Genomic DNA, 14,237 nt, shown 5'->3' with positions numbered 1-14,237 from the left:
GCCTGAAGACCGATGCCGACCAACATTCTGATGCCCGCGCTCTCGCCCACGATGGAAAAGGGCAATCTCGCCAAATGGCTCGTGAAGGAGGGCGACGAGGTCAAGTCCGGCGACGTCATCGCCGAGATCGAGACCGACAAGGCGACGATGGAGGTGGAGGCCGTCGACGAGGGCAAGATCGCCAAGATCCTTGTCGCCGAAGGCACCGCGGACGTCGCCGTGAACGAGCTGATCGCGATCCTGCTGGGCGACGGCGAGGACGAGAGCGCGCTGAAGGACGCCGGCGACGCGAAGGCGGCGCCCGAACCCGCGAAGGCTGAAGCGCCCAAACCCGAAGCCTCAAAGCCTGAGGCCTCCAAGGCCGAGGCTCCGAAGTCGGAAGAGGCGCCGAAGCCGGAGCCCAAGGCCGAAGCCAAGCCGGCCTCGAACGGCCACGACAAGGGCGCGCGCGTCTTCGCCTCGCCGCTCGCCCGCCGTCTCGCCAAGGAGGCCGGGATCGACCTCTCGGCGGTCTCCGGCTCGGGCCCGCATGGCCGCGTGGTGAAGGCGGACGTCGAAGGCGCGAAGGCGTCCGGCGGCGCCAAGCAAGCGGCCGCGCCTGCCGCGACGTCCGCCGACGCGCCGGCTCCCGCAGCCAAGGCTTCGGCGCCTGCGTCTGACGAGGCCATCAAGAAGCTCTTCCCCGAAGGATCCTTCGAGGAAATTCCGCACGACGGGATGCGCAAGACCATCGCGCGCCGCATGACCGAGGCGCGCCAGACGGTGCCGACCTTCTACGTGACAGTGGATTGCGAGATCGACGCGCTGCTGAAGCTGCGCGAGCAGATCAACGCTTCCGCGCCCCAGAAGGACGGCAAGCCGGATTGGAAGGTCTCGGTCAACGACATGGTGATCAAGGCGCTCGGCGTCGCGCTCGCGCAGGTGCCGGACGCCAACGTCTCCTGGACCGAAGGCGCGATGCTGAAACACAAGCACGCCGACGTCGGCGTCGCGGTGGCGCTTCCGGGCAACGGCCTGATCACGCCGATCATCCGCGCGGTCGAGACCAAGACGCTCTCGACGATCGCCAAGGAAATGAAGGACTTTTCGGCCCGCGCCAAGGAGCGCAAGCTGAAGCCCGAGGAGTACCAGGGCGGCACCACGGCGGTCTCGAACCTCGGCATGTTCGGCGTCAAGGACTTCACCGCGGTGATCAACCCGCCGCATTCGACCATCCTGGCGGTCGGCGGCGGCGAGAAGCGCGCGGTGGTGAAGGGCGACCAGATCGTCGCCGCGACCGTGATGAGCCTGACGCTCTCCTGCGACCATCGCTCGGTCGACGGTGCGCTCGGGGCGACGCTGATCTCGGCGATCAAGCGCCTGATCGAGAACCCGATGGGCATGCTGGTCTAGAAGGCGAGCCTCCGTGGTTCTGCGTGCTTCGAGACGCCGTCCCTTCCGGGCCGGCTCCTCAGCATGTGGGCTGTGGAGAAATGGCGAACCTCAGCCGTCCCTCATGCTGAGGAGCTTCGCGCCAGCGAAGCGTCTCGAAGCACGCAGTTCGTTTCCCCAAATGAGAGCCTGACCCCATGCCCCTCGTCCGCATCTCGCTCCTGAAGGGCCACAATGAGGCCGTCAAGCACGCCATGTGCGAGGGCGTCTATGACGCCATGCGCGAGGTCTTCAACGTGCCGGAAGACGACAAGTTCGTGGTCATGCACGAGCACGGCAAGGCGGAGTTCTCCTACGCCAAGTCCTATCTCGGCGTGGCGCATGACGACGGCCTGGTGATCGTCCAGATCACCTGCAACGAGGGCCGCAGCCTCGAGATGAAGAAGGCGCTCTACGCCTCGATCGCCGACAAGTTCGAGGCCGCGGGCGTCGCCAGGAACAACGTCTTCATCAGCCTCGTCGAGGTGAAGAAGGAGAACTGGTCGTTCGGCGACGGGATCGCGCAATATGCCTGAGGCGGGCGCCGCGCGATGAAAGCCTATCTCGCCGGCCCGGACGTCTTCCGCGCCGACGCGGCGGAGATCGCCGCCCGGCGCAAGGAGCTCTGCGCGACCTATGGCGTCGAGGCGCTGCATCCGTTCGACCAGGCGCTCGACGGGCTCGCCGCCCATGACCTCGCCGGCGCGATCTTCCGGGCCAACATCGCGATGATGCGCGAAGCCGACGTCGTGATCGCGGAGCTGTCGCCGTTCCGATCGCCAAGCGCCGATCCCGGCACCGCCTTCGAACTCGGTTTCGCCTTCGCGGCCGGGACGCCGGTCTACGGGTTTTCGGCCGCGGCTGAACCGCTGTTCGAGCGCACGGTCGGCGGGGTATCCCGCGACAATCTCGAAGTTCTGCCCGACGGCCGCCTGCTGCACGCGGACGGTCTCGTGGTCGAGGATTTCGGGCTCGCCGACAATCTGATGCTCATCGAGGCCATCACGGCCTCGGGCGGGCGCTTCTTCACCTCCGCGGGCGGCCCCTGGGCCGCGCCGGGCGGCCTTGATCCGTTCGAGGCCTGCCTCGCGGCGGCTTCAAAGCGCCTCGCTTTCGCTGCGGCCGCAGAGCCGCCGACACACAAGAAAACCGCAGGGACCACCCATGGCTGACGCATACGACGTGCTCATCATCGGCGGCGGGCCGGGCGGCTACGTCACGGCCATCCGCTCGGCGCAGCTCGGCTTCAAGACCGCCGTGGTGGAGCGCGAACATCTGGGCGGCATTTGCCTCAACTGGGGCTGCATCCCCACCAAGGCGCTGCTCCGTTCGGCCGAGGTCTACCACTACATGCAGCACCCCGACGCCTACGGCCTGAAAGCCGAGAAGGTCGGCTTCGACATCGCCGCGGTGGTGAAGCGATCGCGCGGGGTGTCGTCGCAGCTCAATGGCGGCGTCGGGTTCCTGATGAAGAAGAACAAGGTCGACGTCATCTGGGGCGAGGCGACCATCACGAAACCCGGAGAGGTGAAGGTCGTAGGCCCCAAGAAGTCCGTGCAGGGCCCTCCCGTCCCTGCGCCCAAGGGCGCGCTCGGGGAGGGGACCTATTCGGCCAAGCACGTCATCGTCGCGACCGGCGCGCGGCCCCGCTCGCTGCCGGGCCTCGAGGGCGACAAGAAGCTCGTCTGGACCTATTTCGACGCCATGGTCCCGACCGAGATGCCGAAGTCGCTGCTGGTGATCGGCTCGGGCGCGATCGGCATCGAATTCGCAAGCTTCTATCGATACATGGGCGCCGAAGTCACGGTCGTCGAAGTGCTGCCGCAGATCCTGCCCGTCGAGGACGAGGAGATCGCGGCGCACGCCCGAAAGCGCTTCGAGAAGCAGGGGATGAAGATCCTCTCCGGCGCGAAGGTCACGAAGCTCGACAAGGGCTCGAACGACGTCACCGCGACGATCGAGCTGTCCGACGGCAAGACCGAGAAGCTCAAAGTGGACCGCGTCATCTCGGCGGTCGGGGTCGTCGGCAACATCGAGAACCTCGGCCTCGAGGCGCTCGGCGTGAAGACTGAAAAGGGCTGCGTGGTCACCGACGGGCTGGGCCGCACCAATGTGAAGGGCGTCTACGCCATCGGCGACGTCGCCGGTCCGCCGATGCTCGCCCACAAGGCCGAGCACGAGGGCGTGATCTGCGTCGAGGGCATCAAGGGTCTCGACGTCCATCCGATGGACAAGGCCAAGATCCCGGGCTGCACCTATTGCCAGCCGCAGATCGCCTCGGTCGGGCTGACGGAAAAGAAGGCCAATGAGCAGGGCCGCAAGGTCAAGGTCGGCCGCTTCCCGTTCAACGGCAACGGCAAGGCGATCGCGCTCGGCGAGCCCGATGGGCTGGTGAAGACCATCTTCGACGCCGAGACCGGCGAGCTTCTGGGAGCCCATATGGTCGGCGCGGAAGTCACCGAGCTCATCCAGGGCTTCGTCATCGCCATGAACCTCGAGACCACCGAGGAAGAGCTGATGCATGCGGTGTTCCCGCACCCGACGCTCTCCGAAATGATGCACGAGAGCGTGCTCGACGCTTACGGGCGGGTGATCCACACCTGAGGCGTATCCATTCGGGCGGACGCGCCTCGACCGTCATGCCCGGCGAAGCCGGATATCCACGACTTCGTCGTCGCGTTTCACGATCTCAGAAAGTCGTGGGCGCCTGTGTCGCCGCGCGGGCATGAGGGCGGAGTGGGCGCGCGGCGGACATATCACACGCCCGCTATCAGTAATTTATTCCTGCCCTACTGGAACTTGGTCGGCGCCGCCCGAGTTCTTTACGCGACGGGACAACGCTTCGCGGGAGTTATGCAGGAATGACAGGCGTCGGCTGGTTAATGGCGATCATCCTCGGCGGCATCGCCGGATGGATCGCCGAGCAGATCATGAAGTCCGACATGGGACTGATCATGAACATCATCCTCGGGATCGTCGGGGCGCTGGTGATGAACGCGATCCTCGGCGCGATCGGCGTCGTGCCGCCCGGCGGCTGGATCTGGCAGTGCATCGTGGCGATCGCTGGCGCGTGCCTGCTGATCTTCGTCTGGCGGGCGATCCGCGGGCGGCGCGCGGCCTGACGCGCATCGACCTGAGCCCTGCATTCGCGCCGCGTCCGCTCTGCGGGCGCGGAGCAGCGGATGACGCGGGCTCCGGCCTCGGTTAAATTCACAAGGAGAGCAGGCGAAACGCCCGCTCTCCTTTTTCATTCGCGGCGGCCCGTTGCGTATCCTCCGCCGCGTCACGATCTGGGCGCCATGGTCACGGTTCTCGACCGAACGAATGGACTTCCCCGCGCGCGTCATCCTGAAAAGGCGCGCCGCGAAGACACGCTCAAGCTCGCCAAGCCGGACTGGATCCGCGTCAAGGCGCCGGGCTCGCCGGTCTGGCGCGAGACCAACGAGATCGTTCGCGCCAACAAGCTTGTGACGGTGTGCGAGGAGGCCGGCTGCCCGAACATCGGGGAGTGCTGGTCGAAGAAGCACGCGACCTTCATGATCCTCGGCGACACCTGCACCCGCGCCTGCGCGTTCTGCAACGTGCGCACCGGCATGCCCGAGGCTGTCGACGCCGGCGAGCCGGAACGGGTCGCGGACGCCGTCGCCAAGCTCGGCCTCCACCACGTCGTCATCACCTCGGTCGACCGCGACGACCTCGCCGACGGCGGAGCGAAGCACTTCGCCGACGTCATCGGCGCGATCCGGCGCGCGAGCCCGCAGACCACGATCGAGATCCTGACGCCCGACTTCCTGCGAAAGGACGGCGCGCTCGAGACAGTGGTCGCGGCGAAGCCCGACGTCTTCAACCACAATCTCGAATGCGTGCCGTCGCTCTACCTCACGGTCCGCCCCGGCGCTCGCTACTTTCATTCCCTGCGTCTGTTGCAGCGCGTGAAGGAGCTCGATCCGGAGATCTTCACCAAGTCCGGCATCATGGTGGGTCTCGGCGAGGAGCGGAACGAGGTCCTCCAGCTGATGGACGACCTGCGCTCCGCCGACGTCGATTTCCTGACCATCGGCCAGTACCTGCAGCCGACCAAGAAACACCACGCGGTCATGCGGTTCGTGACGCCGGACGAGTTCCGGTCCTACGAGACGATGGCCTACGCCAAGAGCTTCCTGATGGTGTCGGCGAGCCCGCTCACCCGCTCGTCCCACCATGCGGGCGAAGACTTCGCTCGGCTCAAGGCCGCCCGCGCGGCCAGGCGGCCGGCGGCTGTCGCGGCAGAGTAGGTCTCGTCCGCTAAAGCCCCGTCAGAAGTGGTCGTAGGAGATCGAGGGATCGTCCTTCCATTTTGAAGGGGGCGCCGGCCGTGGCGTCGACGGGGCCGGAGGAGAGGGCGGCGTTTCCGACCGTGGCGGCTCGGGCCGGACGTCGGCGGCGGTCGCAGGCGCCGGCGGAGGGGGCTCCGGAAGTCGCTCGGGAGCTGCGATCGGGCCTGGTCGAACGGTAGGCGCCGCCACGCGATCTTCGACCGGCTGCCTGACGCGCGAGGGAAGCGCATCCTGATCCGGCTCGCGAACGCGGCGGCGCGTCTCCGAACGCTCCGACAGGCGCTCGGCGCGGGGCGGTCGCTCGGATGCTTGCGGGCTCCGGCGGCGGGGCGCGACGTCCGGTTCGAAATCCTGCGGCGAGCCCGCGAGCACCGGCGTCCGCTCGACCGTTCGCGCCCGGTCCGGCAGGGCGGCCCTCTCCACAGCGGGCGTTCTGATTGGCGGCGCGCGCCGGGCTTCGGTCGGCGCCGTCCCGCAAATCACGTCGACCACGGTCGTCTGCCTGACGATCTCTTCCCCCGGCGGTCGCCGCTTCGCCGAAACGACGCCCGTGCGGCACGCCTGGGCTGCGATCTCGGCGTCGCTCGGCGCCAGGCCGAACGGCGCGATGATCCAGTTGGTGAAGCCCGGCGCGACGATCGAGCATTGCAGAAGCGTCGGCGCGGCGCAGGCGACTTTTCGCGACGAGCCGATCTCGGAGAAGGCGGGAGCGGGCGCCGCGACGACGGCGAGCGAGGCGACGAGCAGTCCGGCGCGCATCTCGATCCTCCGAGGCGCGAGCCGGGCGGCGCGCGTCGCTGCGAGCTTACGTGGGGCGACCGGCGACACAAGACCCGCGCCGATCACGAGGCGGATGACGAAGCGCGGCGCCTCGGCTATTGCTCCTGCACACCTTCAAGAGGATCAAGCCGCTCATGCCGCTTCCCAAGCTTCTCGAAGGTCGGCTGTCGATCCCCGTGATCGGCGCGCCGATGTTCATCGTCTCGGGCCCCGAGCTCGTCGTGGCCCAGTGCAAGGCGGGCGTGGTCGGTTCTTTCCCGGCGCTGAACGCGCGGCCCGCCGATCAGCTCGACGTCTGGCTCGGCCGGATCGAGGACGAGCTTACAGCCTTCGCCGACGCCAATCCCGGCGCGCCGGTCGCGCCTTACGCCGTGAACCAGATCGTCCATTCCTCGAATGCGCGCCTCGGCGAGGACATGACCGTCTGCGCCCGCCGTCGCGTCCCGATCGTCATCACCTCGCTGCGCTCGCCGAACGAAGTGGTCAAAGCGGCGCATGACTGGGGCGGCGTCGTGCTGCACGACGTGATCTCGGTCCGCCACGCCGAAAAGGCGCTCGAGGCGGGCGTCGACGGGCTGATCCTCGTCTGCGCGGGCGCAGGAGGCCATGCCGGCATGCTCAGCCCGTTCGCGCTGACCCAGGAGGTGAGGGCGATCTTCGACGGTCCGATCGTGCTGTCGGGCGCCATCGCGACGGAAGGGCGGTGCTCGCCGCGCAGGCGGCGGGCGCGGACCTCGCTTATGTCGGCACGCGCTTCATCGACGAAGGAGGCCAACGCCGACCCGCGCTACAAGGAGATGCTGGTGGCGGGCGCCGCGAGCGACATCGTCTATTCGTCGCTCTTCACGGGCGTGCACGGCAACTATCTGAAGCCGTCGATCGCGGCCTCCGGGCTCGATCCCGAGGCGCTGCCCGACGCCGACAAGTCGAAGATGGATTTCGGATCCGCCGCAAAGGCCTGGCGGGACATCTGGGGCGCAGGACAAGGCCTCGGCGCGATCTCGGACGCGCCGAGCGCTGGCGAAACCATCGCCCGGATGGTCGCGGAATACGGCGCCGCCAAAGCCGACCTCGCAGCCGCGTAACGGGCGCGGCGGCGGCCATCCTTGAGCGAGCGCCCTTCGGCCAAGACAAAAGTCGGGCGACCGAGGGCCGCATGACGGCGGAAGTCCCTCTACGTCCTCGCCGCGTAGAATGGCGCAACCGCCTCCGATCCCTCCAAACCCGGAGACGGCCAGAGGCGCCGACCTTTGCGGCCGGCGTCTCGCCCTAACCGGATGAAGGACAGCGCCAGTGAACGTCGAGGATGCGGAGGGCGTGGATGGCTGGCTTATCGCCTTCGAAACCGGGCCGACCGGCAATCCGCTGTTCTGGGCCGTCAACGTGGCCGAAGAATCCCTGGCTCTGACCGTCGCGGCCGCGGCCGCGGACGTCTCGGTCGACGCTCCGGTCGTGTCGGGCCCCAATCCCACCCGTTCGATCGAAACCTTCGGACCTCTGCGAGGCGAGGCGGCCTTCGTCGGAGACATCGGAGCTCCAAGGCCCTGACCCACGCTCTAGCGGATCCGTCGTGAAAGCAGGCGAACCCGCCGGGATAAAACCCGCATAGGTGGCGATGCGGAGACGGCGCGGGATTCGCCAAAACGCCTGACTGGCTCGCGCTTGACGCCGCCCAGTCGCCGGTGGGACGATCCTGGATGCAACCGGGGCGGGGGCTCGCGATGCTGTCTGACGACCAGTTCGAGCGGTTCGCCCGAGACGGCTATCTGCAGGTGCCGGGCGCCGTCGCCAAGTCGACCTGCGACCACCTGCGCCGAATGGCGTGGCGCCGGCTTCCAGAACATTGGGTGAGGCGAGCCCGAGACATGGACGGGGCTCGTCACCGACTCCTGCCATACCGAAAGCCTGGGCTTTCGCCGCGGGCTTCTCAAATTCCAGAAGGGCGAGCTCCCGACAGACGACCTCGCCAACGCCACGTTCGGCCGAAAGTCGCCGTTCGAGAAGATGATCGCCTCGCTGATCGGCCGGCCGACGCGTCCGCGCTACCGGGGCCTTTACCTGATCGTGCCGTTTCAAGGGTCCGAAGACGCCGCGCGCTACGCCCTCCCGCATGTCGAGGCTCACCCGGTCCAGATCATCGCGACCACCTACCTGCAGGACGTCCGGCCGGGCGGCGGCGGGCTTCTGGTGTGGCCCGGCAGCCATCGCGACCTTTATCCCGCGTTCGAGTCGAAGGTCGATTTCATCGCTCGGGATTCCTACCGGGAAATCATGAAGCGTTATCGCCGCCTCGAGCCGGTGGAGCTTTCCGGGGCGGCCGGCGACGCGATTCTGATCCACCACCGCCTGCTTCACGCCCCGAGCCTCAACAGGCGCCGGCGCATCCGCTACGCGCTCCTCTGCGACTACTTCCTGCCGAATGTCGGCGAGCTTGCGCGCGAGACGCCGGGCGACGATCCGTTCGAGGATTTTTCCCCTCGCTTCGAGGCGTACCGAGGTCGGGAGACAGAGCATGACTATCGCACTGTCGATCCCGCCGACCTGAAGGGGCGGGCGATCGAAGGCGGTCATTACACCGCCATCAACAAGCGCGACGCGTCCCGGCTGATCCGCACGCTGAAGGACGGCGACATCTGGATCACGCTCGCGGACAACGACTCGCTTTCGGGCACGAACAAGGTGCAGCCCTGCGGGATGTCGCTCGCGGAGCAGGGGCTCCGCGTGTTCTCGGACGGCGTCGAACTCGTCTCGGCCTGCCGCAACGATTTCATCGCGAAGGCGCCCGCTGGGGATTTGCGGGCCCTCAAGATCGTCGGAGCGCGCCAGCCCCTGTGGCTGCGCGTCATCCGGGTCTCGCTGCCGGTTCGCAGCAGCGCGGTGATCCTCGACCAGCCGATCGAGCCCGAGGACGAACGCGAGTTCAGCGTGGGCGCGATCGGCTCAGGCCCGACTTAGTCGGCGGCCTGCGGCGGACCGGCAAAGTGGCGGAAGGGGTGGGATTCGAACCCACGGTGGAGTCGCCCCCACGGCGGTTTTCAAGACCGCTGCCTTAAACCACTCGGCCACCCTTCCGGCGCGCCATTCTTTGGGCCAAGCCGAGGCGCGCCGCAACCACATCGTCGCGCCTCGCGTCGCGATAACGGGTTTGGCGTTCGCAACCTTGGGTCGGCGCTGGCGCGCATGTGACCGTCAAAACGCCCTGACGTGGTGTCCGATCCGTTAATTCCGGCTTGTTTTGCCGCATTCACGCCATATTCTGGCGGCCACGTGGACGTGGAAACATGGCGATCCGGTGACGGTCGCCTTGTCTCGAGAAGGCGGCGGACGTCGATTGACGTCGGCGGCGCAGGGCAGGGCCGACGAGGTCCACGCCTGCGGTCTCTCGGGGGAATACGGGGACGGAATTGATGATCGACGCCGGCGCTCGCCGAAAGGCTCTGCAGCTTGCCGGCTCCGTCGTCGACGATCCTCGCGTCTCCATCATCAGCGAACTTTCGGGGGGCGCCGCCCGCGTCGCGGCGGCTGCGCTTTTGTGCGGCGGCCTCGCGGCGTGTTCGGCGCATGAGCGGGGCGTCGCGTCTTCGCAGACGCCGGCGACGGCCGAGCAGGCGGGCGTCTCGGTCGGCGCGTCGGCGAGCGCCGATGTCGTGGCGGCCGCTCCCGGGCAGGCGCAGACGGTGCAGACCGCCGCCGCGGCTCCGGCCGCCGCAGGTCCGGCGGGAGCCTCCCAGCCTGTCGTGGCGGCCGCGCCGGCGCCTGTCCCCGCGCCAGCCGCCGTAAGGACGGCCTCGACGGCGAAGATCGGGCGGTCGGGCGGCGGGCTCGCCTCCTGGTACGGCTCGCGCTTCCATGGCCGGCCGACCGCGAATGGCGAACGCTTCGACATGGGCGGGTTCACCGCCGCCCACCGCAAGTTTCCGCTGCCGTCCTATGTGCGCGTCACCAACGTCTCGAACGGCCGCTCGATCGTCGTGCGCGTCAACGACCGCGGCCCGTTCCACGGAAACCGCGTGATCGACGTTTCGCGGCGCACCGCCGACGTTCTCGGCTTCCGGCACGGCGGCGTCGGCAACGTGAAGCTCGATCTCATCGGCCCGGCGCCGGAGTCCGGCAGCGACGACCGCAGGCTGCTCGCGTCCTACCAGGAGTTCGGTCATCCGACCGCCGCGCCCGGACAGCAGCTCGCCATGGCGCCGGTGTCGGACCAGGATCTCGCCAACGAATCGCTCGGCTATGGCGGCCGCGCCTATGCGGTGGCGAGCGCCGCGGTGACGAAGTCCGCCGCCTTCGTGACGACGTCGGCGTCCGCGGTGGTGGCGAAGGCGTCCGACGCGGCCTCGAGCGCGACGGCGGCTGTCGGCAAGGCGCTGCCGACCTTCTCGCAAGCGAAGAAGACCCAGACGCCGACTCAGGTCGCGGCGGCCGCGCCGCAGCCCGCGGGCGCTCCCGCGGCCTACGCTGCGCCCAACCCTGCTCTCGCCTCGATGCCGGCGGCGATCACCGGCGCGCCCGCGCAGAAGCCGCGCGTGGTGGCGCCCGCCGAGCCGGTGCTCGCGAGCGCGGCTCCGGTTTCGGTCGCCCCGGCTCCCGTCCAGACGGCGTCGGTCGACGTCACGTCGCGCATCGCGGCCGGTTTCGACAGCTTCGACGCCTTCGCGCCGCGCCTGCGCTCCGGCGCCGACCGATAACCCTGTCTCCTGGAAAGCGAGCCGCGTCGCGCCGCGCCGATTGTGCGGGGGACGATCGCGCCGTATCTTCTGGCCAGTGAGCGTAAGGGTTTTGGCGCGATGGTCGTGATGACGTTCCGAACCGGTCGCTTCGCCAGGGCCGCGGCCGCAGCGCTTGTCAGCGCGCTCGTCGCCGTCCAGGCCGTCGCCAAAGAGCCGGCCAAGCCCGCGTCGCCCACCGACGCTCCGATCGCCTTCCTCTACGACGAGACCGCGGGCTCGGTGCTCTTCGCCAAACAGGCGGACCTGCCGTCGCCGCCTGCGAGCGTCGCGACGCTCATGACGCTCGAGCTCGTCTTCAAGGCGCTCGCCGAGGGCCGGTTGAAGCGCGAACAGACGTTCCGCATCACCGAGGACGCCTGGCGGCGCGGGGGCGCGCCTTCGCGTTCCTCGACGATGTTCGCCAAGCTCAATTCCGAGGTCTCGGTCGCCGATCTGCTGCGCGGCGTCATCGTCCAGTCCGGCAACGACGCGGCGATCACGCTTGCGGTCGGCCTGTCGGGGTCCGAGCAGGCCTTCGCCGACGAGATGAACCGCCGGGCGAAGGAGCTCGGTCTGTCGCGCTCGACTTTCCGGAACGCGACCGGCCAGCCGGACCCGGACCAGAAGATGACCGCGCGCGACTCCGCGCGGCTCGCCGCGCATCTCATCGAAGCCTATCCGGAGCAATACAGGATCTTCGCCGAGCCGGAGTTCACCTGGAGCAAGATCACCCAGCGCAACCGCAATCCGCTGCTCGCCGATTACCAGGGCGCCGACGGGCTCAAGACCGGCTACACCGAGGATTCCGGTTATGGCCTCGTGGGGTCCGCGGTGCGCGACGGACGTCGTTTGATCATCGTTCTGAACGGCCTCGAAACCGCCAAGGACCGGGCTGAACAGGCCCGCAAGCTGCTCGATTGGGGCTTTTCTGCCTTCGAACAGCGACGCCTGTTCGAGCAGAACGCGCCGGTCGCCGAGGCCCGCGTCTTCGGAGGCTCCTCGCTCTATGTGCCGCTGGTCTCAGAGCGCGCCATCGACCTGCTGACGCCGAAGGGCGACGACGCCCGCGTGGCGGCCCGGGTCGACTACGCCGGGCCGGTGACGGCGCCGATCGCGAAGGGAACGCGCATCGGCGTGCTGAAGGTCTGGCGCGGAGAGACGCTGATTGTCGAGACCCCGCTGACGGCGGGCGCGGACGTGCCGCATGGCGATCTTCCCCGGCGCGCCTTCGACGGCGCGATGGAGCTTGTCGGCGGCTGGGTCGGCCAGCTCGCCGACAGGATGTGATGCCCGGTCGTTTCGTCACCTTCGAAGGCGGGGAGGGGGTCGGCAAGTCGACCCAGATCCGTCTGCTCGCCGCACGGCTTCGTGCGCTTGGCCGCGAGGTGGTGGTGACGCGCGAGCCCGGCGGCTCGCCGCGCGCCGAGGCGCTGCGCGAGACGCTGCTCGGAGGCGGGGCGAAGCGGTTCGGACCGCTCGCCGAAACGATCCTGGTCGCTTCCGCCCGCGCCGACCATGTCGACCGGGTGATCCGGCCGGCGATCGCACGCGGCGACGACGTGCTGTGCGACCGCTTCATCGACTCCACCGCCGCCTACCAGGGCGCGCTCGGGGGAGTTCCGCCCGAGACCATTCGCGCGCTCGCTGACGTCGCCGCCCATGGCTGCCGGCCGGACATCACCCTCGTGCTCGACGCCTCGCCCGCGAGCGGCCTCGCCCGGGCGCGCAAGCGAGCCGGGGAGGGCGCGACGGCGGATCGCTTCGAAGCCGAGAACCTCACATTCCACGAGCGGCTGCGCGACGCCTTCCGCGCGATCGCGAAGTCCGAGCCGGAGCGCTGCGCGTTGATCGACGCGGAGGGGTCCGAGGACCAGGTCGCGGAGCGGGTCTGGGAGGCAGTCTCGCGCCGGCTGGGTCTCGCCGTCGCCATGCCGGCCGCAGGAGCGGCCGAATGATCGAGCCCGACGGACCGCCCGAAGCCGACCGCCGCGACGGTTGCCCGCATCCGCGCGAGACCGAGCGGCTCGTTGGGCACGCGGCGGCCGAGCGTGAACTCGTCTCCGCCTTCACGTCCGGCCGGATGCATCACGCCTGGCTGCTCACCGGACCCGAGGGCGTCGGCAAGGCGACGCTTGCCTACCGCATGGCGCGCTTCGCCCTGTCGCATCCCGACGCCTCGACCGAAGTCGCCGCCGCCCGAGATCTTTCCGTCCCGTTCGACGCTCCCGCGGCGCGGCGGATCGCGCGGCTGTCGCATCCGGACCTGCTGTTGTTGCGCCGCGGTTGGAACGCCGATCGCAAGACCCATTACGGCGAAATCCGCGTCGACGACGTGCGGCGGGCGACCGGCTTTTTCGGCTCGACCGCCGGGGAGGGGGGCTGGCGCGTCGCGATCGTGGACGCCGCCGACGACCTCAACGGCGCGGCCGCAAACGCCCTGCTCAAGGTGCTGGAGGAGCCGCCGCCGCGCGCGATCTTCCTGCTGGTCTCCGCGACCCCTCGCCTGCTGCCGGCGCCGGTGCGCTCGCGCTGCCGGACGCTCGCGCTGCGGCCGCTCGGCGTCGCCGAGGTCGCCGAAATCCTACGAGGCTTGCCCGAAATCGCCGAGGAGCACGAGGAGGAGGCCTTGGTGTCAGCGGCGGAGCTGTCCGAGGGCAGCGTCGCCCGGGCGCTGTCTTTGCTCGCGAGCGACGGCGCTTCGCTTCGGCGCACGGTTTCGGGTCTGCTCGACCGGCTGCCCTCGATCGACGTCAAGGCCACTCACGCGCTCGCCGAGGACCTCGCCAAGCGCGGCGCGGAGGAGCGGTTCGCGCTCTTCGTCGGCCTCGTCCAGGATTGGCTGCACGATCGCGCCCGCGCAGGCGCCGCAGTGCGGGAGCCGCGCCTTGCGCGCTTTGCGGAGGTATGGGAAAAGACGGCCCGCGCCGCCCGCGAGGTCGAGATCTTCAACCTCGACCGTCGGCCCTTCGTCCTCGAGACGCTGACCGAGCTCTCCGGCCTCGTGCGCCGCTGACGCGGGCCC

At 69.0% G+C, this 14,237-nt stretch carries 14 protein-coding genes and 1 tRNA gene; 13 read left to right on the top strand and 2 right to left on the bottom strand.

Annotation, left to right across the window (positions count from 1 at the left end):
* The first annotated feature begins 12 nt into the window (after positions 1–12).
* The 6 genes from K6K41_RS28140 to lipA all read left to right on the top strand — a co-directional run bounded on the left by K6K41_RS28140 (position 13) and on the right by lipA (position 5,684).
* Positions 13–1,392, top strand: a complete 1,380-nt coding sequence (locus K6K41_RS28140) for a pyruvate dehydrogenase complex dihydrolipoamide acetyltransferase (RefSeq protein WP_261403262.1) — start codon at positions 13–15, stop codon at positions 1,390–1,392.
* A 176-nt stretch (positions 1,393–1,568) separates the two neighbouring features.
* Positions 1,569–1,946, top strand: coding sequence for a tautomerase family protein (locus tag K6K41_RS28135; protein ID WP_261403261.1), 378 nt, complete (start codon positions 1,569–1,571; stop codon positions 1,944–1,946).
* A 15-nt stretch (positions 1,947–1,961) separates the two neighbouring features.
* Positions 1,962–2,582, top strand: coding sequence for a nucleoside 2-deoxyribosyltransferase (locus K6K41_RS28130; protein WP_261403260.1), 621 nt, complete (start codon positions 1,962–1,964; stop codon positions 2,580–2,582).
* On the top strand, positions 2,575–4,014 hold the full coding sequence (gene lpdA / locus K6K41_RS28125) for a dihydrolipoyl dehydrogenase (RefSeq protein WP_261403259.1): 1,440 nt from the start codon (positions 2,575–2,577) through the stop codon (positions 4,012–4,014). Before K6K41_RS28130 ends, lpdA begins: the two co-directional genes overlap by 8 nt.
* Positions 4,015–4,271: 257 nt before the next feature.
* Positions 4,272–4,532, top strand: a complete 261-nt coding sequence (locus K6K41_RS28120) for a GlsB/YeaQ/YmgE family stress response membrane protein (protein WP_261403258.1) — start codon at positions 4,272–4,274, stop codon at positions 4,530–4,532.
* Positions 4,533–4,709: 177 nt separating this feature from the next.
* Complete coding sequence (lipA, locus tag K6K41_RS28115) at positions 4,710–5,684, top strand: lipoyl synthase (protein ID WP_261403257.1); 975 nt, start codon at positions 4,710–4,712, stop codon at positions 5,682–5,684.
* 21 nt (positions 5,685–5,705) lie between these two features.
* Here the strand turns inward: lipA and K6K41_RS28110 are convergent, their stop codons facing one another.
* A complete protein-coding gene (locus K6K41_RS28110; protein WP_261403256.1) occupies positions 5,706–6,485 on the bottom strand; it encodes a hypothetical protein in 780 nt (259 codons plus the stop codon).
* 155 nt (positions 6,486–6,640) lie between these two features.
* On the opposite strand from K6K41_RS28110, the gene K6K41_RS28105 reads away from it, so the two are divergent.
* The 3 genes from K6K41_RS28105 to K6K41_RS28095 all read left to right on the top strand — a co-directional run bounded on the left by K6K41_RS28105 (position 6,641) and on the right by K6K41_RS28095 (position 9,461).
* Entirely contained in the window at positions 6,641–7,591 is a 951-nt protein-coding gene (locus K6K41_RS28105) for an NAD(P)H-dependent flavin oxidoreductase (RefSeq protein ID WP_261403255.1), read from the top strand.
* Between the two features lie 232 nt (positions 7,592–7,823).
* Positions 7,824–8,054, top strand: coding sequence for a hypothetical protein (locus K6K41_RS28100; protein ID WP_261403254.1), 231 nt, complete (start codon positions 7,824–7,826; stop codon positions 8,052–8,054).
* Between the two features lie 456 nt (positions 8,055–8,510).
* Positions 8,511–9,461: a phytanoyl-CoA dioxygenase family protein gene (locus tag K6K41_RS28095; RefSeq protein WP_261403253.1), complete on the top strand. Its 951-nt coding sequence runs from the start codon at positions 8,511–8,513 to the stop codon at positions 9,459–9,461.
* Between the two features lie 27 nt (positions 9,462–9,488).
* On the opposite strand, the gene K6K41_RS28090 is transcribed toward K6K41_RS28095, so the two are convergent.
* Positions 9,489–9,578: transfer RNA gene (locus K6K41_RS28090), tRNA-Ser, on the bottom strand.
* A 335-nt stretch (positions 9,579–9,913) separates the two neighbouring features.
* On the opposite strand from K6K41_RS28090, the gene K6K41_RS29905 reads away from it, so the two are divergent.
* The 4 genes from K6K41_RS29905 to K6K41_RS28070 all read left to right on the top strand — a co-directional run bounded on the left by K6K41_RS29905 (position 9,914) and on the right by K6K41_RS28070 (position 14,228).
* Positions 9,914–11,194, top strand: coding sequence for a septal ring lytic transglycosylase RlpA family protein (locus tag K6K41_RS29905; RefSeq protein WP_315855108.1), 1,281 nt, complete (start codon positions 9,914–9,916; stop codon positions 11,192–11,194).
* 108 nt (positions 11,195–11,302) lie between these two features.
* The gene (locus K6K41_RS28080) at positions 11,303–12,502 is read left to right on the top strand and encodes a D-alanyl-D-alanine carboxypeptidase family protein (RefSeq protein WP_261403252.1); all 1,200 of its coding nucleotides are present in this window, start codon (positions 11,303–11,305) and stop codon (positions 12,500–12,502) included.
* A complete protein-coding gene (gene tmk, locus K6K41_RS28075; protein ID WP_261403251.1) occupies positions 12,502–13,170 on the top strand; it encodes a dTMP kinase in 669 nt (222 codons plus the stop codon). Before K6K41_RS28080 ends, tmk begins: the two co-directional genes overlap by 1 nt.
* Positions 13,167–14,228 carry a DNA polymerase III subunit delta' gene (locus tag K6K41_RS28070; protein WP_261403250.1) on the top strand — a complete coding sequence of 354 codons (1,062 nt, stop codon included), beginning with the start codon at positions 13,167–13,169 and terminating at the stop codon, positions 14,226–14,228. Before tmk ends, K6K41_RS28070 begins: the two co-directional genes overlap by 4 nt.
* Positions 14,229–14,237: the final 9 nt, after the last annotated feature.

Origin of the sequence: Chenggangzhangella methanolivorans, from assembly GCF_019797865.1 — a bacterium.
Lineage (GTDB): Bacteria > Pseudomonadota > Alphaproteobacteria > Rhizobiales > Methylopilaceae > Methylopila > Methylopila methanolivorans.
This window is presented reverse-complemented; position numbering and strand designations above follow the sequence as displayed.

What these genes read in the sequence shown, in the direction of transcription:
- K6K41_RS28140 (WP_261403262.1), top strand. Translation starts at nt 13, where the DNA reads ATGCCGACCAACATTCTGATGCCCGCGCTCTCGCCCACGATGGAAAAG.
- tmk (WP_261403251.1), top strand. Translation starts at nt 12,502, where the DNA reads ATGCCCGGTCGTTTCGTCACCTTCGAAGGCGGGGAGGGGGTCGGCAAG.
- lipA (WP_261403257.1), top strand. Translation starts at nt 4,710, where the DNA reads ATGGTCACGGTTCTCGACCGAACGAATGGACTTCCCCGCGCGCGTCAT.
- K6K41_RS28095 (WP_261403253.1), top strand. Translation starts at nt 8,511, where the DNA reads ATGATCGCCTCGCTGATCGGCCGGCCGACGCGTCCGCGCTACCGGGGC.
- K6K41_RS28070 (WP_261403250.1), top strand. Translation starts at nt 13,167, where the DNA reads ATGATCGAGCCCGACGGACCGCCCGAAGCCGACCGCCGCGACGGTTGC.
- K6K41_RS28130 (WP_261403260.1), top strand. Translation starts at nt 1,962, where the DNA reads ATGAAAGCCTATCTCGCCGGCCCGGACGTCTTCCGCGCCGACGCGGCG.
- K6K41_RS28135 (WP_261403261.1), top strand. Translation starts at nt 1,569, where the DNA reads ATGCCCCTCGTCCGCATCTCGCTCCTGAAGGGCCACAATGAGGCCGTC.
- K6K41_RS28120 (WP_261403258.1), top strand. Translation starts at nt 4,272, where the DNA reads ATGACAGGCGTCGGCTGGTTAATGGCGATCATCCTCGGCGGCATCGCC.
- K6K41_RS28110 (WP_261403256.1), bottom strand. Translation starts at nt 6,485, where the DNA reads ATGCGCGCCGGACTGCTCGTCGCCTCGCTCGCCGTCGTCGCGGCGCCC.
- K6K41_RS29905 (WP_315855108.1), top strand. Translation starts at nt 9,914, where the DNA reads ATGATCGACGCCGGCGCTCGCCGAAAGGCTCTGCAGCTTGCCGGCTCC.
- K6K41_RS28080 (WP_261403252.1), top strand. Translation starts at nt 11,303, where the DNA reads ATGACGTTCCGAACCGGTCGCTTCGCCAGGGCCGCGGCCGCAGCGCTT.
- K6K41_RS28105 (WP_261403255.1), top strand. Translation starts at nt 6,641, where the DNA reads ATGCCGCTTCCCAAGCTTCTCGAAGGTCGGCTGTCGATCCCCGTGATC.
- lpdA (WP_261403259.1), top strand. Translation starts at nt 2,575, where the DNA reads ATGGCTGACGCATACGACGTGCTCATCATCGGCGGCGGGCCGGGCGGC.